22 protein-coding genes, 1 tRNA gene and 1 pseudogene are annotated in these 19,723 nt (G+C 72.5%); 11 read left to right on the forward strand and 13 right to left on the reverse strand.

What is annotated here, in order from left to right; translation table 11 throughout:
* Together Q1K26_RS05810 and Q1K26_RS05815 are read left to right on the forward strand one after the other, a co-directional pair.
* Nucleotides 1-419, forward strand: a pseudogene (locus tag Q1K26_RS05810) (hypothetical protein); the annotation flags it as partial.
* A 95-nt stretch (nucleotides 420-514) separates the two neighbouring features.
* Nucleotides 515-1,210, forward strand: a complete 696-nt coding sequence (locus Q1K26_RS05815) for a DUF2807 domain-containing protein (protein ID WP_300008193.1) — start codon at nucleotides 515-517, stop codon at nucleotides 1,208-1,210.
* Between the two features lie 49 nt (nucleotides 1,211-1,259).
* Here Q1K26_RS05815 and Q1K26_RS05820 read toward each other — a convergent pair whose 3' ends face one another.
* The 4 genes from Q1K26_RS05820 to Q1K26_RS05830 all read right to left on the reverse strand — a co-directional run bounded on the left by Q1K26_RS05820 (nucleotide 1,260) and on the right by Q1K26_RS05830 (nucleotide 4,492).
* The gene (locus Q1K26_RS05820; protein WP_300008195.1) at nucleotides 1,260-2,798 is read right to left on the reverse strand and encodes a right-handed parallel beta-helix repeat-containing protein; all 1,539 of its coding nucleotides are present in this window, start codon (nucleotides 2,796-2,798) and stop codon (nucleotides 1,260-1,262) included.
* 229 nt (nucleotides 2,799-3,027) lie between these two features.
* A complete protein-coding gene (locus Q1K26_RS28675) occupies nucleotides 3,028-3,432 on the reverse strand; it encodes an SDR family oxidoreductase (RefSeq protein ID WP_363320427.1) in 405 nt (134 codons plus the stop codon).
* Nucleotides 3,405-3,896, reverse strand: a complete 492-nt coding sequence (locus Q1K26_RS28680; RefSeq protein WP_363320428.1) for an SDR family NAD(P)-dependent oxidoreductase — start codon at nucleotides 3,894-3,896, stop codon at nucleotides 3,405-3,407. The genes Q1K26_RS28675 and Q1K26_RS28680 overlap by 28 nt, the downstream gene beginning before the upstream one ends.
* Nucleotides 3,893-4,492: a hypothetical protein gene (locus tag Q1K26_RS05830; RefSeq protein ID WP_300008197.1), complete on the reverse strand. Its 600-nt coding sequence runs from the start codon at nucleotides 4,490-4,492 to the stop codon at nucleotides 3,893-3,895. Before Q1K26_RS05830 ends, Q1K26_RS28680 begins: the two co-directional genes overlap by 4 nt.
* A gap of 164 nt (nucleotides 4,493-4,656) precedes the next feature.
* Here Q1K26_RS05830 and Q1K26_RS05835 point away from each other — a divergent pair, with 164 nt between their 5' ends.
* Both Q1K26_RS05835 and Q1K26_RS05840 read left to right on the forward strand, forming a co-directional pair.
* Complete coding sequence (locus Q1K26_RS05835) at nucleotides 4,657-4,899, forward strand: LysR family transcriptional regulator (protein ID WP_300008199.1); 243 nt, start codon at nucleotides 4,657-4,659, stop codon at nucleotides 4,897-4,899.
* A gap of 53 nt (nucleotides 4,900-4,952) precedes the next feature.
* Nucleotides 4,953-5,588: a LysR family substrate-binding domain-containing protein gene (locus tag Q1K26_RS05840; protein WP_300008202.1), complete on the forward strand. Its 636-nt coding sequence runs from the start codon at nucleotides 4,953-4,955 to the stop codon at nucleotides 5,586-5,588.
* On the opposite strand, the gene Q1K26_RS05845 is transcribed toward Q1K26_RS05840, so the two are convergent.
* From Q1K26_RS05845 to Q1K26_RS05865, 5 genes are all read right to left on the reverse strand, one after another.
* Nucleotides 5,557-5,691, reverse strand: a complete 135-nt coding sequence (locus tag Q1K26_RS05845; RefSeq protein ID WP_300008204.1) for a hypothetical protein — start codon at nucleotides 5,689-5,691, stop codon at nucleotides 5,557-5,559. The two genes, Q1K26_RS05840 and Q1K26_RS05845, sit on opposite strands and share 32 nt — an antisense overlap.
* 344 nt (nucleotides 5,692-6,035) lie before the next feature.
* The gene (locus tag Q1K26_RS05850) at nucleotides 6,036-6,314 is read right to left on the reverse strand and encodes a ribbon-helix-helix protein, CopG family (protein WP_300008206.1); all 279 of its coding nucleotides are present in this window, start codon (nucleotides 6,312-6,314) and stop codon (nucleotides 6,036-6,038) included.
* A gap of 208 nt (nucleotides 6,315-6,522) precedes the next feature.
* A tRNA-Val gene (locus Q1K26_RS05855) sits at nucleotides 6,523-6,594 on the reverse strand.
* A gap of 37 nt (nucleotides 6,595-6,631) precedes the next feature.
* A complete protein-coding gene (locus Q1K26_RS05860) occupies nucleotides 6,632-7,090 on the reverse strand; it encodes a peroxiredoxin (protein WP_300008207.1) in 459 nt (152 codons plus the stop codon).
* 284 nt (nucleotides 7,091-7,374) lie between these two features.
* Nucleotides 7,375-7,809: a DUF3052 domain-containing protein gene (locus tag Q1K26_RS05865; protein WP_300008245.1), complete on the reverse strand. Its 435-nt coding sequence runs from the start codon at nucleotides 7,807-7,809 to the stop codon at nucleotides 7,375-7,377.
* 159 nt (nucleotides 7,810-7,968) lie between these two features.
* On the opposite strand from Q1K26_RS05865, the gene aceE reads away from it, so the two are divergent.
* The 7 genes from aceE (at nucleotide 7,969) to Q1K26_RS05900 (ending at nucleotide 16,221) form a co-directional block, all read left to right on the forward strand.
* Complete coding sequence (gene aceE, locus Q1K26_RS05870) at nucleotides 7,969-10,764, forward strand: pyruvate dehydrogenase (acetyl-transferring), homodimeric type (protein WP_300008209.1); 2,796 nt, start codon at nucleotides 7,969-7,971, stop codon at nucleotides 10,762-10,764.
* Nucleotides 10,765-10,999: 235 nt separating this feature from the next.
* Nucleotides 11,000-11,206 carry a cold-shock protein gene (locus Q1K26_RS05875; protein WP_300008211.1) on the forward strand — a complete coding sequence of 69 codons (207 nt, stop codon included), beginning with the start codon at nucleotides 11,000-11,002 and terminating at the stop codon, nucleotides 11,204-11,206.
* A gap of 234 nt (nucleotides 11,207-11,440) precedes the next feature.
* Complete coding sequence (locus Q1K26_RS05880; protein WP_300008212.1) at nucleotides 11,441-12,637, forward strand: helix-turn-helix domain-containing protein; 1,197 nt, start codon at nucleotides 11,441-11,443, stop codon at nucleotides 12,635-12,637.
* 117 nt (nucleotides 12,638-12,754) lie between these two features.
* Entirely contained in the window at nucleotides 12,755-13,663 is a 909-nt protein-coding gene (locus Q1K26_RS05885; RefSeq protein ID WP_300008247.1) for an ACP S-malonyltransferase, read from the forward strand.
* Entirely contained in the window at nucleotides 13,660-14,679 is a 1,020-nt protein-coding gene (locus Q1K26_RS05890; RefSeq protein WP_300008214.1) for a beta-ketoacyl-ACP synthase III, read from the forward strand. The genes Q1K26_RS05885 and Q1K26_RS05890 overlap by 4 nt, the downstream gene beginning before the upstream one ends.
* Before the next feature lie 55 nt (nucleotides 14,680-14,734).
* The gene (locus Q1K26_RS05895) at nucleotides 14,735-14,977 is read left to right on the forward strand and encodes an acyl carrier protein (protein ID WP_300008216.1); all 243 of its coding nucleotides are present in this window, start codon (nucleotides 14,735-14,737) and stop codon (nucleotides 14,975-14,977) included.
* Nucleotides 14,974-16,221: a beta-ketoacyl-[acyl-carrier-protein] synthase family protein gene (locus Q1K26_RS05900; RefSeq protein WP_300008217.1), complete on the forward strand. Its 1,248-nt coding sequence runs from the start codon at nucleotides 14,974-14,976 to the stop codon at nucleotides 16,219-16,221. The genes Q1K26_RS05895 and Q1K26_RS05900 overlap by 4 nt, the downstream gene beginning before the upstream one ends.
* A gap of 22 nt (nucleotides 16,222-16,243) precedes the next feature.
* Here Q1K26_RS05900 and Q1K26_RS05905 read toward each other — a convergent pair whose 3' ends face one another.
* From Q1K26_RS05905 to Q1K26_RS05920, 4 genes are all read right to left on the reverse strand, one after another.
* A complete protein-coding gene (locus Q1K26_RS05905) occupies nucleotides 16,244-16,789 on the reverse strand; it encodes a hypothetical protein (protein ID WP_300008219.1) in 546 nt (181 codons plus the stop codon).
* A 162-nt stretch (nucleotides 16,790-16,951) separates the two neighbouring features.
* The gene (locus Q1K26_RS05910) at nucleotides 16,952-17,440 is read right to left on the reverse strand and encodes a DUF3145 domain-containing protein (protein ID WP_300008221.1); all 489 of its coding nucleotides are present in this window, start codon (nucleotides 17,438-17,440) and stop codon (nucleotides 16,952-16,954) included.
* Nucleotides 17,441-17,591: 151 nt separating this feature from the next.
* Nucleotides 17,592-18,452: a hypothetical protein gene (locus tag Q1K26_RS05915; protein ID WP_300008223.1), complete on the reverse strand. Its 861-nt coding sequence runs from the start codon at nucleotides 18,450-18,452 to the stop codon at nucleotides 17,592-17,594.
* 65 nt (nucleotides 18,453-18,517) lie between these two features.
* Nucleotides 18,518-19,552: an MBL fold metallo-hydrolase gene (locus tag Q1K26_RS05920; protein ID WP_300008225.1), complete on the reverse strand. Its 1,035-nt coding sequence runs from the start codon at nucleotides 19,550-19,552 to the stop codon at nucleotides 18,518-18,520.
* Nucleotides 19,553-19,723: the final 171 nt, after the last annotated feature.

Below are 19,723 nucleotides of genomic sequence, written 5' to 3' on the forward strand. Positions count from 1 at the left end.
ACCAGCCGTGTGAACTGTCCGGGTACGGCCCCATCCCCGCGCACCTGGCCCGCGACATCGCCACCGACGCCGTCTGGCGGCGCCTGCTCGTCGACCCCGCCTCCGGAACCCTGCTCGACTACGGGCGCACCGTGTACCGACCCCCCGCCGGGCTCGCCGACTTCGTCCGCGGCCGCGACGTCACCTGCCGCACCCCGGGGTGCCGCCGCGCCGCGGCGACCTGCGAACTCGACCACGTCACCCCATGGAACACCGGCGGGGTCACCGACGAGGCCAACCTGTGCACCGCATGCACCACCCACCATCACATGAAAGAACATCCCGGCTGGCAGGTCGTCCTCCACGACGACCGCCGCGTCGAGTGGATCACCCCGACCGGGCACCGGTACTGGACCCAGCCCCACGACTACCGGGAGTAGGCCCAGCGGGGACACAGGGGACTGCCACTCGACGGCTACCGACCCACCACCACTTGGGCCATGACGCGAACACGCTCGCGGCCCTACCCTGCAGCATGCTCGGAATCCGGGGTGTCGTCGGTGTGCTGGTCGCGGTCGTCCTCAGCGGGTGCGGTGCCACCCCCACCACCGGTGACGCCGTCCCGACCACCGCCCCGACCACCGCGGCCACGGCGAGCGATCCCGGATCCGGCGGCGAGATCCGGGACGTGCGGGGGTTCACCGGGGTCGACCTCGCGTCGGTCGGCGAACTGCGCATCGACCAGACGGGCACCGAGTCGCTCTCCATCCAGGCCGACGCCGACGTGCTCCCGCTGCTCACGAGCGAGGTGTCCGACGGCGTGCTGGTGCTCGGGGTCGTGCCGGGGTCCGAGATCGTCGACAGCGGACCGATCGTCTACACGCTGACGGTCGCCACCCTGGACTCGATCACCGTCTCCGGCGCGGGCGACGCCACCGCCGCCAACGTGGCAACCGACCGGCTGACCGTCGAGCTCAGCGGGGCCGGCGACGTGACTGCGTCCGGCGCCGCCGACGCCCAGTCGGTCACGATCAGCGGCACCGGCAAGTACGACGGAGAGGACCTGCAGAGCGCCACCGCCGAGGTCGACGTCAACGGGGCGGGCAGCGCCGTCGTGCGCGTCAGCGACCGCCTCGACGCGGCCGTCGGCGGGGTGGGCTCGGTCGAATACATCGGCGACCCGCAGGTCACCGAGGATGTGAGCGGGGTCGGGTCGATCCAGCAACGCTGACCGCTGGTTCCCGCAGCGGCCTACTGCACCGGCCCAGCTGCGGGTGCGCTCATCCCGCGGGCGCCACCGCCCCTTCGAACGCCCCGAGATCGACCTCACCCTCGGGCCGCGCCGTCCCGAGCAGGTCCGCCTGCGGGACGCGGTCGGACGACCCGGCGTCGATGCCGGCCGAACCCTCGACCAGCCGGAAGTCATCGTTCTCGGCATCGACGAACACCACGTCACCCTCGACCGCGTCGGCCCCGAACGGTGCGCTGCCGAACAGGTTGTGGCCGGCGTCGAAGACGTCCATGTCGCCGTCGCTGTCGTCGTCGTTCCCGACGACGATGTTGTTGCGCAGCACGTTCGTGCCCTCGAACGAGTGGTCCTGCGGGTCGATGGCGTCACCGCGGTTGCCCACGATCGTGTTGTTGATGATCGACACGTCCTCGAACGTGCCCTCGGACTCCACGAAGAAGCTGATCCCTCCGTCGTTCCCGCTGATGACGTTGTTGTAGATGTCGATCGCGTAGGTGCGCCGGGTCTCCGAGAGATCCTCGATCCCGAGGGAGATGCCGGCCTTGGTCTCCCCCGTCGCGTCCAGCACCAGGTTGTTGTAGACCTCGATGTTGTTGGCGCCGTCGATGTAGATGTTGGGCCCGCGGTTGGCCCGCGTCGTGTTGTCGTGGATGCTGCCGTTGCGGGCCTCGTACTTCGCGTCGATGCCCTCCTCGCCGTTGTCCTCCACGATGCTCCAGGCGATCTCGAACCCGTCGGTGCCGGAGAAGGTGACGGCCTCGTTACGCCCTTCGAGGCCCCGGGAGTTCGTCCCGCGGACCTCCGAGTGGAACACCTGGACATCGGAACCGTCGACGAACACGGCGCCACCGTCCTCGGTGCCGTCGATCCCGACGTCCTGCAGTACGATGTGGCTCGACCCGGTCGCGTAGAGACCGTAGCCGGACGAGTCGCGGATCGTGATGCCGACGAACCGGATCCACTGCCGGTCAGCGAGCTCCACCAGCCCCTGGTCGTCGGCTTCGCCGGTCAGGACGACCTCGGCACCGGGTGCCGCGTGGTAGGTGACGTAGGCACCCGGGGCACCGTCGGCGGGGATGTCCAGCGATTCCTCGTAGGTGCCGGCGGAGATCACCACCGTGTCGCCGGGCCCCGCCTCGCGGGCGGCGTCACCGATGGTGCTGAAGGCGCCCGAACCGTCCTGGGCGACGGTGAGCTGCCGCCCGGTGGACGGCTCGATCCCAGTGATCGGGCGGCGTCCGCGCTCCTGCGCCGCTCCCGCGGCCGGCCCCAGCGAGTCGTCGCCGCCGGTGGGGACTCCACCCGGCAGCGTCGCCACCCGGATCGCCGCCACGACGGCGACGACCGCGACGACCGCGACCACGAGCAGCAGCCGCCGGCGGCGGGCCGGTGGGTCCGGCGGCGGAGCGGACCCGTTCTGGTCGACGTCCTGCGCGGGAGCCTGCGGTGCCGCCGGATATGCCTGCTGCGGCAGTGTCGGCGGGTCCTGGTACGGGCTCGACGGCCCGCCGTGGGGGTCGTACTGCTGCCGGGTGGGGTCCCCGGGGTTCGGCGGGCTGTTCGGATGCATCGCGCGGGCGTCCTTCTGGTGCACGGCGAGGCCGGCACCGCACTTCGACGGCGACCCGCCGCACCAGGCACCGCCACGTCCGGGATGAGGTCACGAGGAACGGGCTCGTGCACGAGGATAGTGGTCGGGTCCCGGCGCCGATCAGCCGTGGGTGCAGGGACTCGTCGCCGACGTGCACCGTGGCACCCACCGCGAGCCGGCTTCCCCTGCGTGTCGTGAGCGCGGGTGATCAGCCCGTGGCGTGGGGGAGCTTGAACGGAGCGGTGATCCCACCGTCGACCGGCAGCGCCACACCGGTCACGTAGCGGGCCTCGTCGGAGGTGAGCCAGACCAGCGCATTGCTGATGTCGACCGGGTCGACCCACGAGATGGGCAGGGCGTGCATGGCCTTCATCGCGGCGGCGGCCATGGCCGCGTCGGTGTCGGGTGCTCCGCCGGTGAACAGGCTGTGGATCGCCGGGTTCTGGATCATGTCGGTGTCGACGTGCGTGGGGTGCACGGAGTTGACCCGGATGCTGTGCGGAGCGAGCTCCACGGCGAGGACCTTCATCAACCCGACCAGGCCGTGCTTGGCGGCACAGTAGTGGGCCAGGGTCGGGAACCCCATCAACCCGGCGACCGAGCTGGTGAGCACGATCGACCGCCGCGACCGCCCTCGACGATCGCGGGTGCGGCGGCGCGCACCGTCTTCCACGCGCCGGTGAGGTTGATGTCGATCATCTCCTGCCAGGTGGTCTCGTCCATCTCCAGCGCGGGGGCGTAGCCGGCGATGCCCGCGTTGGCCACGACGATGTCGATCCGGCCGAGCTCGGCGACGGCGCCGTCGACCGCGGCCTGGAGGGCGGCGAGGTCGCGGACGTCGGCCCGGACGGCGAGAGCGCGGCGGTCGAGCTCCTCGACCAGCGTGACCGTCTGCTCGAGGTCCGCGGGGTCGGCGGTCGCGTACGGGGCCGACGCGACCGGCGCGCAGATGTCGACGAGGACGACGTCGGCGCCCTCCTCGGCCAGCCGGACGGCGTGCGAGCGGCCCTGCCCGCGCGCCCCACCGGTGATCAGCGCGACCTTCCCGGCCAGGCGGCCGCCTGCCGGGGCGCTCACGGCAGGACCCGGTCGATCTCGGGGGCGAGCAGTTCCGCGGCCCGCGCGGCGGTGATGACGTCGGCCGGGTCCGGCTCGATGATCTCGCGCGATGCCGTGTCCTCATAGACGTGCTCGCCGATGAGGCGGCAACGATCGTCGTAGGGCCAGACGAAGGCCAGGGTCCGGCGCAGGAGGAACATCTCGCTCGGGTCCTCGCCGGCGCGGATGTCGGTGAAGGCGCTCTCGCCGAGCATCGGCGCGGGGACGAACGCGTTGAACACGACCTCGCCGGAGAAGCCGTGGTCGGCGACGGCGATGTCCTGCTCGGCCACCCACATGACGATCGCGTTCGCGGCCATCAGCGACTCGTAGAAGCCGACGACCTGCTCCATCCCGTCGAGGACGATGGTCTGGCCGCCCTCGTGCAGTCGGTAGTGCGGGTGCTCGACGGTCATGTCGGGGGCGAGCAGTTCCTTGTAGCGCCCGGCGACCTCGAGCAGGCCGTGCATCCGGTAGTTCTTCAGGATCGCGCGATGGCGCGGGTTCTCGACGGTCTCGAGCTCGCGCTCCAGCCCGGCGAACATCGTCACGAACTCGTTGTCGTAGCGGCCCATGGTGGTGACTCCTCGTCAGTGGTGGGACGCCGTCGAGGCTCCTGCCCCTACCAGGGCGTGTCCATGACACTTGACGTCGGCGGTATGAACCATGTGGTTATCTGCCCAGCTCAGTCGGTCACGATGACCATGACGTGCGACACTGCACGGAGGAGGAAGTCGCCGTGGACCTCAACCTGCACCTGGTGCGCTACCTCGTGGCGGTCGTCGACGCGGGGCACTTCGGTCGTGCCGCGGCGCGCCTCTACGTCAGCGGGCCCGCGCTCAGCAAACAGATCCGCACCCTCGAACGCACGCTCGGCGTCGAGCTGCTCGACCGCAGCGCGCACCCGATCGTCCCCACCGAGGCGGGCCGCAGCTTCCTCTCGAAGCCCGCCCTGCCCTGGCCGCCGCCGACCGGGCCGTAGCGGCGGTCGAGGCCTACCGTCGCACCGTCGCCGAGGTCCTCCGGCTGGGGTTCATGACCGCCGCGACCGGCACCCACACCCGGCAGATCCTCGACATGGTGCAACGCGACTTCCCCGCCGCGTCGGTGCAGCTCGTCCAGCTACCCTGGCCCGAGCAGGTCACCGCCGTCCGCGCCGGGAGCGTCGACGCGTCGCTCGTCCGACCGCCCTTCGCCGACATGGACGAACTCCAGCTCGACGTGCTCCGCTACGAACCGCGCGTCGTCGCGCTGCCGTCCGGCCACCGGCTGGCCAGCCGCGCGGTCGTCGAGCTGGCCGATCTCGACGGCGAGGCCCACGTCACCGACGACGAGGCCGACGAGGAGTGGGTGCGGTGGTGGGCCTGCGACCCTCGTCCCAGCGGCGTCCCGGTGACCTACGGGCCCGTCGTCCACACCATGGACGAACTCCTCGAGGTCGTCGCCGCGAGCAGGGCCATCGCCATCACCGGCAGCTCGGTCGTCGACAGCTTCCGCCACCCGGAGGTCGTCTTCGTCCCGATCGCCGACGCCGAGCCCTGTCCGATCTCGCTCTGCACCAGGATCGGCGACCGGTCGTCACTGGTGACAGCGCTTCGTCGAGCCGTGCAGCGCATCCGTGATGTCGGCACCGCGCGCACTACCAGCGACGATGCCGCGGCCGTGGGTTGACGTGGTCCGCGGCGTACAGCTCGTCGACGACAGCCCGGTCAGCCCGGTTCCAGATCTCGTCGAGCCGCCGATGGACGAGCTTCCTGCTGTCCTCGGTGCTCATGCCGATCCTCCTGATGATCGATGCCGGTGGGCGGCCGAGCGAGGCTGCACGGCAAGCACAGTGACTCGACGGCGAGCATCGTCGACTCGGTAGATGATGCGATAGGTACCTCGCCGGGCACTGTGCCGATCGTCCGGGGGTGGGCGCAGCCGCTTCCCGACCCGATGTGGACCGTCCAGCAGTGGCCCTACAACTGGCTCGTACGCGGCGAATGCCACGCTTTCAGGGAGATGCTCAGCGAGCTGGCGACGAGGGCTCGGCGAGATCGTCAGGGCGTAGCGGCCACCGGTCACGCCGACGTTTCGTGTTACGCGGACGTCTTCGGCCGGCGTGGGACGGCGAGGTCAGGCGACGTCCAGCCAGGCGCGCAGCGCCTGCCGGATGACATCGCTGGCACTGGTGTGCTCCGAGTCAGCCCGAGAGGCGAGCGCGGCACGCAGTTCGGGGTCGAGCCGAACCGGGACGACGTCAGCCGGGCCGGAGCCCAAGGGCGGGCGTCCACCACGCCGCCGCAGTGCGGCTGGGCCGTACCCGGCGTCGGCCTGATCCGCCGACCGCTGCACCAGCTCGTCGGTGACCGGCACGCCACCCGAGGTGCGATGTTCGTTCTCGTGACTACTCATCGTGGGCTCGTTCGGTGTCATGGGAGGAGGTCCTGGTACTTGGGTCGCCTTCTGCGTCCTTCTCGGCGACGCCGTGCTTGCGCGCCGACCGGCGCACCTCCACACGGCTAAATCGTAATACGAAACCTCGGGCGAGGGAACCGGCCGGAACCCCGACGCCGTCGGCCGGGCTCACGCCACGCTTGGTAAGAACCGCAAACTCAAGCCGTGGGCGCGGCAGGGTTCGAACCTGCGACCGCTCGGGTGTAAACCGAGTGCTCTCCCGCTGAGCTACGCGCCCGGTGTGCGCCGGCACCCTACGGCGTCGGCGCCGCAACTCACACCGCCGCGAGTGCCTTCTTCCACGCGTCCTGGTCGCGGGCCTCGCCGGGGCCGTTGACCTCGGCGAAGCGCACCACACCGGAGCGGTCGACGAGGAAGGTGCCGCGCAGGGCGAAGCCGGCGGCGTCGTTGAACACGCCGTAGTCGCGGGCGACCGCGCCGTGCGGCCAGAAGTCGGCGAGCAGCGGGAACGCGTAGCCCTCCGCGTCCGACCACGCCTTGAGCGCGAACGGGTGATCCACGGAGACGGCGAGGATCTGCACGTCGTCGTTCTGGAAGCTGGCCAGGTCCTCGCGGACCGCGCTCAGCTCGCCGGTGCAGATGCCGGAGAAGGCGAACGGGTAGAACACCACGAGGACGCTGCGCTCGCCGCGGAACGACGAGAGCGTGACCGGCTGCTTGTTCTGGTCGTCGAGGGTGAAGTCAGGGGCCTGGGTACCGACCTCGGGGGCCATGGATGTGCTCCTCGTGCTGGGGTCCGCCGAGCGTAGTACGTGGCTGTGGCTACCGCGGCGCCGCCGTGGCCAGGCCGTTCTCGCGACAGGCTTCGGCGAGCCGGCCGTCGTAGGTGAGCATCAGGTCCGCGTCCAGCAGCAATGCCGACGCCACCGAGGCCGACCCGACCCGACCCGCTCGTCCACGGCCGGTGGGGGCGGACCGTCGAGGCCCAGGTAGCGGTCGACCGCGGCGCGCAGGATCTCCTGCTGGGAACCGCAGCGGTACCGGATCGGTACCACGGCTACCGGCGGGACTTGGCCGCCTTCGGCGCCACCAGGCGGGCCCCGGCCCACTGGTCGCTGACGCTGACGTTGGAGGTCTGCGACAGCCCCGCGGTGGGGGCCGCCTCGGCGATCTCGCTGGGCTCGACGTGCCCCGGGGTGCCGGTCTTGGGGGTGAGGACCCAGATGACACCGCTCTCCGCGAGGGGACCGTGGGCGTCGACGAGCGCGTCCACGAGATCCCCGTCGCCCTCCCGCCACCACATCAGGACGAGGTCGACGACGTCGACGGCATCCTCGTCCAGCAACTCGTCCCCGGCCCTCTCCTCGACCGCGTCGCGCACCGCCTCGTCGACGTCGGTGTCCCACCCGAGTTCCTGGACGACCATGCCCGGCTCCACGCCGAGCTTGCCCGCGATGTCGGGTGTCCGTCCGACATCATCCGCGGCGACCACGCCTGTGTACCCCACTCTCCTGTGCCATCTCCGGTGTCCGCATCCGGATGCGAAATCCGAACACGTGACTCGTCTGCGCGCAACCACGCGTTACGAGATCGTGCGTCGAAGGGCACGATAGGGGATGACCCCGCAATACAGTCAGCCCAGGGAGATCCCTTGACCGGCCAGACCACCGACGGAACGCCGCAGAGTTCGCCCGCCCCGCGGCGCGTCCACGTCATCCGCGACGGCCTCGCCGCGCACCTGCCCGACATCGATCCGGAGGAGACGGCCGAGTGGCTGGACTCGTTCGACGCGATGCTCGACGCCGGCGGGCAGCAGCGGGCCCGGTACCTGATGCTGCGGATGCTGCAGCGGGCCCGGGAGCGCCACGTCGGCGTCCCGTCGCTGACCAGCACCGACTACGTCAACACGATCCCCACCGACCGCGAGCCGTGGTTCCCCGGCGACGAGGACGCGGAGCGACAGTTCCGCCGCTGGATCCGCTGGAACGCGGCGATGACGGTGCACCGCGCGCAGCGGCCCGGCATCGGCGTGGGCGGACACATCTCGTCGTACGCCTCCTCGGCGACGCTCTACGAGGTGGGCTTCAACCACTTCTTCCGCGGCAAGGACCACCCGGGCGGGGGTGACCAGGTCTACATCCAGGGCCACGCCTCCCCCGGCATCTACGCCCGCGCGTACCTGGAGGGGCGGCTGTCCGCCGACCGCCTCGACGGTTTCCGCCAGGAGCTCTCCCACGGCGGTCCCGGCCACGGGCTCCCGTCCTACCCGCACCCGCGGCTCATGCCGGACTTCTGGGAGTTCCCCACCGTCTCGATGGGGCTCGGCCCGATGAACGCGATCATGCAGGCGCGGTTCAACCGCTACCTCGGCGACCGCGGCTTCGGCGACACCGCCGACCAGCACGTGTGGGCGTTCCTCGGCGACGGCGAGATGGACGAGCCGGAGTCGCGCGGCCTGCTGCAGATCGCGGCCACCGAGGGGCTGGACAACCTCACGTTCGTCGTGAACTGCAACCTGCAGCGCCTCGACGGCCCGGTCCGGGGCAACGGCAAGATCATCCAGGAGCTGGAGGCGTTCTTCCGCGGCGCGGGCTGGAACGTCATCAAGGTCGTCTGGGGCCGGGAGTGGGACTCCCTGCTGCACGCCGACCGCGACGGCGCCCTGATCAACCTGATGAACACCACCCCGGACGGGGACTACCAGACCTACAAGGCCAACGACGGCGCGTACGTCCGCGACCACTTCTTCGGCCGTGACCCGCGCACGAAGGCGCTGGTGGAGCCGCTGTCGGACGCCGACATCTGGAACCTCAAGCGCGGCGGCCACGACTACCGCAAGGTGCACGCGGCCTACGCGGCGGCGCTGGAGCACAACGGCCAGCCCACCGTCGTCCTGGCGAAGACGATCAAGGGCTACGGCCTGGGCTCGCACTTCGCCGGCCGCAACGCCACGCACCAGATGAAGAAGCTCTCGCTCGACGACCTCAAGGAGTTCCGCGACTCCCAGCGCATCCCGATCAGCGACGCGGAGCTGGAGCGCGACCCCTATCTCCCGCCGTACTACCACCCGGGCGAGGACGACGACGCCCTGCAGTACATGAGGGAGCGTCGCCGCGCGCTCGGCGGGCCGCTGCCCTCGCGGCGGGTCAGGTCGAAGCCGCTGGTGCTGCCCGGCGACGACGTCTACGAGGTCGTCCGGAAGGGATCGGGCAAGCAGGAGGTCGCCACGACGATGGCCTTCGTGCGGTTGCTGCGCGAGCTGGTCAAGGACCCGGAACTGGGCAACCGGATCGTGCCGATCGTCCCCGACGAGGCCCGCACGTTCGGGATGGACTCGATGTTCCCGAAGGAGAAGATCTACAACCCGAACGGCCAGCAGTACACCTCGGTCGACGCCGAGCTGATGCTGGCCTACCGGGAGTCCGAGAGCGGGCAGATCCTGCACGAGGGGATCAACGAGGCCGGGTCGGTGGGCTCGTTCACCGCCGCGGGCACGTCGTACGCCACGCACGCCCAGCCGATGATCCCGGTGTACGTCTTCTACTCGATGTTCGGCTTCCAGCGCACCGGCGACTCGATCTGGGCCGCCGCCGACCAGATGGCCCGCGGCTTCCTCGTCGGCGCCACGGCGGGGCGCACCACGCTCACCGGGGAGGGCCTGCAGCACAACGACGGCCACTCGCTGCTGCTGGCCGCCACCAACCCTGCGGTCCTGTCCTACGACCCGGCGTTCTCCTACGAGGTGGCGCACATCGTCAAGGACGGCCTCCGGCGGATGTACGGGGAAGGGACCGACACCCTGACCGGGGAGAACGTCATCTACTACCTGACGGTCTACAACGAGCCCTACGTCCAGCCCAGGGAGCCCGAGGACCTCGACGTCGACGGGCTGCTGCGCGGTATCTACCGCTACCTGGAGTCCCCGCGGGCCGACGGGCCCCAGGTCCGGCTGATCGCCTCCGGTGTCGGCATGACCTGGGCGCTGGCCGCCCGCGACCTGCTGGCCGAGCAGTGGGGCGTCGGCGCGGAGGTGTGGTCGGTGACGAGCTGGGGCGAGCTGCGCCGCGACGGCGTCGAGTGCGAGCAGCACAACCTCGTGCAGCCCGACGGGGAGCGCCGCAGGCCCTACGTCACGTCCGCGCTGGGCGGTGACGCGCCCGTGGTCGCGGTCTCGGACTGGATGCGCGCGGTGCCCGACCTGATCCGCCAGTGGGTACCCGCGCCGTACACGACACTGGGCACCGACGGTTTCGGGCTGTCCGACACCCGGCCCGCCGTCCGCCGGCACTTCAACATCGACGCCGAGAGCATCGCGGTGGCGGCGCTGGAGAGCCTGGCGAACCGCGGGGAGATCGACCGCGGCGTGGTGGCCGAGGCGGCCGCGAAGTACCGGATCGACGACCCCCAGGCGGCCGGTCCGCAGACCAGCGACGGCGGCGTCGCCTGAGCAGATCGGCGGCGGGGCCCGCGAGGGGGGTCCCGCCGTCGGCGCGCCGACGGTGTGCATGCGCCGAAAAGTCCTGGTCGTTGGGTCTCGGCACGGCGGCTCGTTCGCGATACGCTCCGCCCGACGCCGACCTCCTCGACGGAGATCGGGGTCCCGACCCGGACGCGGACTCATAGCGCCGGGCGGCGCGATGCCGGGGGCGAGTGCCCCGGCACCAGGTACGAGGAGAGCAAGAATGGCAGAGGGCACCGTCAAGTGGTTCAACAGCGAGAAGGGCTACGGCTTCCTCGCTCCTGACGGTGGTGGCGCGGACGTGTTCGTGCACTACTCGGCAATCCAGACCAACGGCTACAAGAGCCTCGACGAGGGCCAGCGCGTGTCGTTCGACATCGAGCAGGGCCAGAAGGGGCCGCAGGCAACCGGCGTCCAACCACTCGCCTGAGTCCCGGCCGGCGACCGCCGGCCCACACCGCGTCGGGCGGCCCGAGCCGGTCTCGGGAGCCGTCCGGCGCGACACCCGGGGAACAGCTCTCGGATCGCCTCTGCGGTGCGCGACGTCGCACGGCCGAGGAGCACGACACCGCCGGCCCGGGGCGGCATCTCGTTGCGTCACGTCGCCCCGAGTCGTGTGCGCCGTGGCAGCGCCTCGGCCCGTGCGGGCGGTAGCGTTCCGCGCGTGAGCCCGGTGTCCACCGCGACCGTGCGCCGCCTGCAGCAGGCCTCGGGCGAGCTGGCCGCCGACTGCCTGGCCGCGATGCAGGTCCGGCTCGACTGGTTCGCGCGGCTCCCCGCCGAGCAGCGGGCCGGGGTCCTGCTGGTGACCCAGACCGGGGTGGCCAACTTCGTCGCCTGGCTCACCCGCCCCGGCGAGACGATCCGGCTCACCGCCGAGGCGTTCCGGATCGCGCCGCGCGACCTGGCCCGTCGGCTGTCGCTGCGCCAGACCGTCGACCTGGTCCGGGTCGCCACCGACGTGTTCGAGGACCACCTCCCCCCGCTCGCGGCCGACGACGCCGAGCGGGGCCTGCTCGTCGAGGCGATCCTGCGGTTCGGCCGGGAGATCGCCTTCGCCGCGGCCACCGTGTACGCGGGCGCCGCGGAGACCCGTGGCGCATGGGACGCCCGGCTGGAGGCCCTCGTCGTCGACGCGGTGGTACGCGGCGAGGCCGACGACGCGATGGTGTCCCGGGCCGCGGCGCTGGGCTTCGACCCGGCCGCCGCGGTGCGCGTCGTGGCCGGCAGCCCCGTCACCGACTCCCCCGAGGAGCTGCTCGGGGAGCTGCGCAGGCACGCGGCGCGCTCGGGCCGGTCGGTGCTCGTCGGCGTGCAGGGCAACCGACTGATCGTGCTGCTGTCCGAACCGGACGGCGGGGTCCGGGACCGGGGCGGGCTGGGCAGGCTCGTCGACGGGTTCGGGCCGGGCCCGGTGGTCGTCGGGCCGGTCGCGCCCGACCTCGCCTCGGCACACACCAGCGCGCGCGAGGCGCTGGCGGGGCTGCGGGCCGCGCCGGGGCGCCCCCGCGCGCCCCGCCCGGTCGCCGCCGACGACCTCCTGCCCGAGCGGGCGCTGTGCGGGGACGCGGCCGCGCACCGCACCCTGGTCGAGGACGTCGTCGACCCGCTGGAACGGGCGGGTGGCCCGCTGCTGTCGACCCTCACCGCCTACCTGGAGGGCGGGGGTGCGCTGGAGTCCTGCGCGCGCGAGCTGTTCGTCCACCCGAACACGGTGCGCTACCGGCTACGCCGGGTGAGCGAGCTCACCGGCCTGGCCCCGACCGTGCCCCGCGACGCCCTGGTGTTGCGCACGGCGCTCATAGCGGCCAGGTTGGACCCCGATGGCCTGCGGAATCCCTACAACGAACGGCCGGTGTGACGTGGCATACTCGGACGGCGTACGGCTCGACCTTGGAGGTTTCCTCCATATCGATGCGTCAGAGTTCGTGCGTCCCGGCATCCCGTCGACGCACCCGGTCCGTGTTGTGTGGGCGCTGTGATCGCGCTGCTCGCTCCCGGACAGGGATCCCAGACCCCCGGCATGCTCGTCGAGTGGCTGGAGGACCCCGACGCCGCGAAACAGCTCGCGGTGTGGTCCGACGTCGCCGGCCTCGACCTGGTCCGGCTCGGCACGACCGCCACCGCCGACGAGATCGTCGACACCGCGGTGACACAGCCGCTCGTCGTCGCCGCCGCGCTGCTCGCCGCGGGTCGCCTCGACCTGCCGCCCGCGGTGCCGGTCGCCGGTCACTCCGTCGGCGAGCTCGCCGCGGCGGCCGTCGCCGGGGTCCTGTCCCCCGACGCCGCGGTGGCGCTGGCCGCCGTCCGCGGCCGCGAGATGGCCGCGGCGTGCGCGCTGGAGGAGACCGGGATGGCCGCCGTGCTGGGCGGTGACCCCGACGCCGTCCTGGCCCGGCTCGCCGAGCTCGGGCTCGACCCGGCGAACATCAACGGCGCGGGCCAGATCGTGGCCGCCGGGCCGGTCGCCGCGCTGGCCGAGCTGGAGGCCGCCCCGCCGGAGCGGGCGCGGGTGAAGCGGCTGCCCGTCGCGGGGGCCTTCCACACCCGGTTCATGGCCCCGGCCCAGGACGCGCTGCGCGAGCACGCCGGCGGCATCGACACCGCCGACCCGGTCCGTCCGCTGCTGTCCAACGCCGACGGGGCGGTCGTCACCGACGGGGCGGACGCGCTGCGCCGGCTGGTCGACCAGGTCACCCGGCCCGTACGGTGGGACGCCTGCATGGATACGTTGCGCGCGCTCGGCGTCACCGCCACGACCGAGCTGCCGCCGGCCGGGGCACTCACCGGGCTGGTGAAGCGGGCGCTGAAGGGCACCACCACGCTCGCGCTGAAGACCCCCGGGGATCTCGGCACGGCCCACGAGCTGATCGGAGCATCGTCGTGACCCACCCAGGACCGGCGACGGCACTGCGCCTCGCGCCCGCCGTCGCCGGTGCCCGCATCCTCGGCCTCGGCAGCGCGCAGCCCGAGCACGTCGTCACCAACGACGAGCTCGCGCGCACGATCGAGACCAACGACCAGTGGATCCGCGAACGGGTCGGCATCCAGAGCCGCCGCGTCGCCGCCGAGGACGCGCTGCTCGTCGACCTCGCCGCCGACGCCGGCACGCGCGCGGTCAAGGACTCCGGGCTCGACCCCGCCGAGATCGGTGCGGTGATCGTGGCGACCTGCACCATGCCCAACGCCATCCCCAACGCCGCCGCCCAGACCGCGGAGCGCATCGGCATCCACGCGCCCGCCGCGTTCGACGTCAACGCCGCCTGCGCCGGGTTCTGTTACGGCCTCGGCGCCGCGGCCGACATGGTGCGCGGCGGCAGCGCGGGCAACGTGCTCGTGATCGGGGCCGAGAAGCTGTCGGACTGGCTGGACTGGACCGACCGCTCCACCGCGATCATCTTCGCCGACGGCGCGGGCGCGATGGTGCTCGGCGCGGCGGCCGACGAGGCGTCCGTGGGTGTCGGGCCGGTGGCCTGGGGCAGCGCGGGGGACATGGCGCAGACCATCCGCATCGAGGAGGCCAACCGGTCACGCCTCGGCGGCGCGCTGCACCAGGAGGGCCAGGCGGTGTTCCGCTGGGCCACCACACAGATCGCGCCCGTCGCGCTGCGCGCCATCGAGCTGGCCGGGCTCACCCCCGCCGACATCGACGTGTTCGTGCCGCACCAGGCCAACCTGCGCATCGTGGAGGCCGTGGCCAAGAAGCTGCGCAAGCACGGCGCCCGTGACGACATGCGCGTGGCCGACGACATCGTGCACTCGGGCAACACCTCCTCGGCGTCGATCCCGCTCGCCCTGGACCACATGCGCGCCGACGGCCGCCTCCGATCCGGCGACACGGTGCTGCTCGTAGGCTTCGGTGCGGGCCTGTCCTACGCCGGCCAGGTCGTCCGGTTCCCCTAGCTCCGCAGGGTCCCCGGCCATCCCAGGATTTTCCACCACCAGAAGGAGTTCCACCGTGGCAGACAACACCGAGATCCTCGCCGGGCTGGCCGAGATCGTGGAGGAGGTCGCCGGCATCGACACGGCCGAGGTCAGCACCGAGAAGTCCTTCGTCGACGACCTCGACATCGACTCGCTCTCGATGGTCGAGATCGCCGTGCAGGCCGAGGACAAGTTCGGCGTCAAGATCCCGGACGACCAGCTGGCCGAGCTGAAGACGGTCGGTGACGCGGTGGACTACATCGCGAAGAACCAGTGACGGCCCCTTCCCCGTCCACGATCGAGGTCGTCGTCACCGGGCTGGGGGCGACCACCCCGCTCGGCGGCGACGTCACCTCCACCTGGGACGCACTGCTCGCCGGACGCTCCGGTGTGCGGCGCATCGACGACGACGAGCACGAGTGGGTCACCCGGCACGACCTGCCGGTGAAGATCGCCTCGCCGCTGGCCGTGTCCCCGACCGAGGTCATCCCGCGGGTGCAGGCCCGGCGGCTGGACCGCTGCGAGCAGGTGGCGCTGGTCGCGGCCAAGGAGGCCTGGGCGCACGCCGGCACTCCGGAGGTGGAGCCCGAGCGGCTCGCCGTCGTCATCGGCACCGGGATCGGCGGCGCGGTCACCCTGCTCGACCAGGACGACCTGCTGGAGGGCCCCGGCCTGCGCAAGGTCTCCCCGCTCACCGTCCCGATGCTCATGCCCAACGGCCCGGCCGCCTGGGTCGGGCTCGAGCTGGGCGCCAGGGGCGGGGTGCACGCGCCGGTGTCGGCGTGCGCATCCGGCGCGGAGGCGCTGGCGTGGGCGATGCGCCTGCTGCAGGCCGGCGAGGTCGACGTCGTGGTCGCCGGTGGGGCGGAGGCCTGCATCACCGGCATCACGGTGGCCGGGTTCGTGCAGGCCCGCACGCTGAGCCAGCGCAACGACGACCCGGCCGCGGCGTCGCGCCCCTTCGACGTCGCCCGCGACGGCTTCGTGCTCGGCGAGGGCGCCGGGATCATGGTGCTGGAACGCGCCGAGTTCGCCGCCGCCCGCGGCGCCACGGTCCACGGGAAGCTGGCGGGCTACGGCATCACCTCCGACGCCTACCACATCACCGGTCCCGATCCCGAGGGCACGGGGCAGGCACGCGCGATCACGAGGTCGATCGAGCACGCCGGGGTGTCCGCGGCCGACGTCGGCCACGTCAACTGCCACGCCACGTCCACGGTGGCGGGCGACGTGGGCGAGACCCGCGCCGTCCGCAAGGCGCTGGGCGATCACCCGGTGCTCACGGCGCCGAAGTCGGCGCTGGGGCACCTGGTCGGCGCGGCGGGCGCGGTGGAGGGCATCATCACGCTGCTCTCGATCGCCCAGGGCATCATCCCGGCCACGCTGAACCTCGACGAGCTCGACCCGGGTGTCGAGCTGGACGTGGTCGCCGGGGAGCCGCGCAAGGTCGACATCACCGCCGCGGTGAACGACTCGTTCGGCTTCGGCGGGCACAACGTCGCGATCACGTTCGTGAGGTGACCGGTCGGGGGCTCGGCGCGCCTCAGCAGGCCTCGGCGCGCGAGCTCCCGGCCCCGGTCAGCTCGATGAGCGGCGGCACGCCACTCATCGGCAGCGAGCTGTGCCAGCAGATCCGGCGGGCCGGCACGTCCTGCGGCGCGTCGGTGATGGCCTGGGTGCTGACGAACCGGACGCGGACCAGCACCCGGGCCCCCTCGAGATCGTCGATGCGGTCGATGCGGATGGTTCCGTCCCGGGTGCTCCCGTAGGCGTCGAGCCAGGCCTCCTGGTCCAGGGACCCGCTGCGCGCGGGAACGACCGTGGCCGCCCACGCCTGGTAGTCCTTGCGGTTGATCGCGTCGTAGTGGAGCTGCAGCTGGCTGCGCACGAGCTCGTGGGCGGGGTGGGTGAGGGCGTCGGCGGACAGCAGCACCGTCGTGTCGCCGACCCCGGCCGCCGGGACCGGCGGCGCCGCCCTCAGCGGGGGTACGGCCGACACGGACCTCCCGGCCGCGAACCAGGCGACGCCCAGCCCGCCCGCCAGCACGACGGCGAGCAGCGCGGCGATCGCCGTCCCGCGTGCGCTCACAGCTGTCCCCACTCCTCCCGATCGCGGTCGAGTCTGCCGCACCCGGCCGACGGTGGTCGCCGCCACCCGCGGTTCCGTTGCGATCATCACCCGTCGGCGGCCGGGAGCCCGGGCTCCGGCGGGTGCGGGAGGGCCGGCGGGCCGGACGTCCCGCCGGTGCACCTACCCGACCTGGTGCAGCCAGGTGATCGGCGCGCCGTCACCGGCGTGGCGGAACGGCTCCAGCGCCTCGTCCCACGCGGTGCCGAGCAGGTCGTGCATCCGGGACGGCAGCTGCGCCGGCGTCGAGCTCGCGAGGATCGTCCGCAGCTGGTCCTCGCCGATCACGATGTCACCGTTGGCGCTGGCGCGGCCGCTCCACAGGCCCAGCGTGGGCACGTGGCAGTAGCGCACCCCGTCGACGCCCGGCGTCGGCTCCTCGGTGACCTCGAAGCGCAGCATCGACCACGCCCGCAGCGCTCCGGCGATCGCGCCACCGCTGCCGGCCGGACCGCTCCAGGTGCACTCGGCGCGCAGCTGACCCTGGACGGCCGCCTGGGTGCTCCAGTGCAGGGAGACCTTGGTCCCGAGCACGCCGGAGATCGCCCACTCGACATGCGGGCACACCGCTGTCGGCGACGAGTGGACGAAGACCACGCCGCGTGCATTCACTGCAGACCTCCAACGTCGACGAGGATCGTCTTCCCCTACGTCCTCGCGTCGTGGCGCCTGCTACCGGGAGTTCACCGAAGTTGCGTGTGATCAGTCTGCCCGCTCCCCGGGCCCGGAGCCAACACCGGGCGGTCGGCCGGGCGTGTCGCGTTCAGCCCGTCGGGACCGGCGCACCGTCGAGGTAGGTGTTGTCCGTCGCCGCGGCGGCCGGGGCCAGCCGCATCGGGGCCCGGCCCGCGTCCCGGGCGAAGCGGTTCTCCACGACCTCCACGGCGTCGGCCGCGCCGACGGACTGCAGCACGGTGTAGTCACCGCCGCCGAGCACGTTCCTCCGCACCACGACCGGGCCGGGCGGCCCGTCCCCCGGCGCGATGCTGACGGCGCTGCGGTGCCGCTCGCCCATGCGCACGGTCGTCCCCTCGACCACCACGTCGGGAGCGAGCACCGCCACCCCGTCGACGTCCTCGCCCGGCTCGAAGCGCGAGAGCACGCTCGCCCGCAGCCTGCTCCCGGCGCCCGCGTGGGCGCCGTCGCCGCTGACGCCGACGATCTCGACACGCTCGGCCGTCCAGCCCGCCCCGCCGATCGCGGCCTCGTCGAACCGGCCGGTGAGCGTGGTGTCCTCGATGCGGACCGACCCGGCCGCCGTGGTGAGCACGCCGTACGCGCCGGTGCCGTCCCCGGTGATCCGGCTGCGCCGCACCACCACGCCGGGGGCGTCGACCACGACGCCGCCGCGCAGGTCCATGCCGTCGAGCACGGTGCCCGGCACGCGCACGGTGAGCGGGCCGGACGGGCACAGCCGCAGCGCGGGCGGCAGGCCGACGCTGCCGAGCTCGGGCACGACGTACGGCCCGGCCGCCGCGCAGGTCGAGGACGCGGCCGGGGCCAACGCCACGGTCGGGTCGGCGACCGGGGGGGACACCACGACGTCGGTGGCGACGACGACACCGGAGATCCCGAGGCAGCAGGCGGCCAACACCAGCCCCACGCGTCCCATGCCCACCGACATGGGCGGGAGCGTACGGCTGTCCGGAGCGACGAGCGCGAACGGGACCTACCGAGAGTGAATTGTTATCACGTTGTGTAGTGAGCTACGCCGCCCTGCGACGCGACCGTCACCGCACCGCGTTCCACGAGCACGTCCAGGTGAGCCGCGGTCTCCAGGATCGCGAGCATCGAGTTGAACGGGTCCAGCTCGGGCAGCCGCCGCTCGTGACGCGTCCAGGTCAGTGCCTCGGCCACCGCGAAGGCGGAGTGCCGGCCCTCGCGGACCGCGGCGAGCGTCGCGTCCAGGCGGGCGCCGTGGTGCTCCAGCAGCGCGTCGACCCGCTCGTGCACCCGCATCCCGACCGGACCGTGCGCGGGCAGCAGGTCGGCGTCCGGGCGGGAGCGCACCAGCTGCAGCGACGCCAGGAAGGCACCCAGCGGGTTGGCCGTGGGCGCGGGCTCGAAACCGATCGACGGGGTGATCCGGGGGAGCACGTGGTCCCCGGCGAACAGCAGGCCGGCCGCGTCGTCGGCGAAGACCAGGTGGCCGCGGGTGTGGCCGGGGGTCTCGACGGCGGTGAGCCGACGGTCCGGCCCGACCGCGATCTCCTCGCCGTCGGTGATCCAGTCGTCGGGCGCCGCCCACACCGACGGGTCGCCCGGCTCGGGCCGCAGCTTCGCGAGCGTCTCGACGAGCACGTGCGCACCGGCGCGCAGCAGGCGCGAACGCTGGGCCTGGAACGCGTCGTGCTCGTCCACGCGGTTGACCTCGTCGAGACCCGGCTTCTCCCCCAGCCCCAGCGCCACCCGGCCGCCGAACTCCCGGCGCAGGGCGACGGCCTGCGTGTAGTGGTCCCGGTGCACGTGGGTGACCAGGAACCGCCGGACATCGCCCAGCCCCGCCCCCAGCTCGTCCAGGGCCGCGGCCAGCAGCTCCCGGGACTGGGCCAGCGCCCAGCCGGAGTCGATCAGCGTCCAGCCTTCGGCGTCGGGCATGGCGTAGACGTTCACGGCCCGCAGGCCGTCCATCGGGAGCGGGAGCGGGATGCGGTAGACGTCGGCGGCGCAGCGGAACACGCCGGTCTGCGTCCAGTCGCCGGACGGGTCGTCGTCGAGGATCACCGGCCGACCCTATGTCGTGCGCGTCGACCCGTGGGGACGAGGCGTCACCCGCCCGTGCTCTCGCTCGCGGCCACGCAGTGTGCCGATCGACCGTGCGGGCCCGGCATGTCACCTGTTGGTGCGGGTCTCCGTACCCCGAAGGGGGAGCCGGATTCCACTACTGTCCGCCGA

It is taken from the genome of Pseudonocardia sp. (assembly GCF_029263155.1).
Lineage (GTDB): Bacteria > Actinomycetota > Actinomycetes > Mycobacteriales > Pseudonocardiaceae > Pseudonocardia.

Excerpts from the sequence above, each read along its gene's own strand:
- Q1K26_RS05875 (WP_300008211.1), top strand. The coding sequence starts at position 11,000 with ATGGCAGAGGGCACCGTCAAGTGGTTCAACAGCGAGAAGGGCTACGGC.
- Q1K26_RS05845 (WP_300008204.1), bottom strand. The coding sequence starts at position 5,691 with ATGAGCACCGAGGACAGCAGGAAGCTCGTCCATCGGCGGCTCGACGAG.
- Q1K26_RS05915 (WP_300008223.1), bottom strand. The coding sequence starts at position 18,452 with ATGTCGGTGGGCATGGGACGCGTGGGGCTGGTGTTGGCCGCCTGCTGC.
- Q1K26_RS05840 (WP_300008202.1), top strand. The coding sequence starts at position 4,953 with ATGACCGCCGCGACCGGCACCCACACCCGGCAGATCCTCGACATGGTG.
- Q1K26_RS05850 (WP_300008206.1), bottom strand. The coding sequence starts at position 6,314 with ATGAGTAGTCACGAGAACGAACATCGCACCTCGGGTGGCGTGCCGGTC.
- Q1K26_RS05820 (WP_300008195.1), bottom strand. The coding sequence starts at position 2,798 with ATGCATCCGAACAGCCCGCCGAACCCCGGGGACCCCACCCGGCAGCAG.
- Q1K26_RS05815 (WP_300008193.1), top strand. The coding sequence starts at position 515 with ATGCTCGGAATCCGGGGTGTCGTCGGTGTGCTGGTCGCGGTCGTCCTC.
- Q1K26_RS05830 (WP_300008197.1), bottom strand. The coding sequence starts at position 4,492 with ATGGGCCGCTACGACAACGAGTTCGTGACGATGTTCGCCGGGCTGGAG.
- Q1K26_RS05860 (WP_300008207.1), bottom strand. The coding sequence starts at position 7,090 with ATGGCCCCCGAGGTCGGTACCCAGGCCCCTGACTTCACCCTCGACGAC.